Here is a 325-nt window from a genome sequence, read left to right as displayed (position 1 = left end):
CAGGACAGCAAGCTGCTGCTGATGGACGAGCCGTTCGCCGCCCTGGACGCGATCACTCGGGACGTGCTGCACGACGAGCTGACCCGCATCTGGCGCGAGACCGGCCTGTCGGTGCTGTTCGTGACCCACAACGTCCGCGAGGCCGTACGGCTCGCCCAGCGGGTCGTGCTGCTGTCCTCCCGGCCCGGGCGCATCGCCCGGGAGTGGACGGTCGGCATTCCGCACCCGCGCCGCATCGAGGACAGCGCGGTCGCCGAGCTGTCCGTCGAGATCACCGAAGAACTGCGTGGGGAGATCCGCCGCCATGGCCAGCACTGAGACGACC

At 70.2% G+C, this 325-nt stretch carries 1 pseudogene; it reads left to right on the top strand.

The window, feature by feature from the left end:
• Positions 1 to 318: pseudogene (locus tag H4N64_RS44300) on the top strand (ABC transporter ATP-binding protein); the annotation flags it as partial.
• Between the last annotated feature and the right edge of the window lie 7 nt (positions 319 to 325).

The organism is Streptomyces cupreus, from assembly GCF_014257025.1.
Classification (GTDB): domain Bacteria; phylum Actinomycetota; class Actinomycetes; order Streptomycetales; family Streptomycetaceae; genus Streptomyces; species Streptomyces cupreus.
The sequence above is the reverse complement of the archived record's forward strand: the minus strand, read 5'-3'. Positions and strand labels throughout refer to the sequence as shown.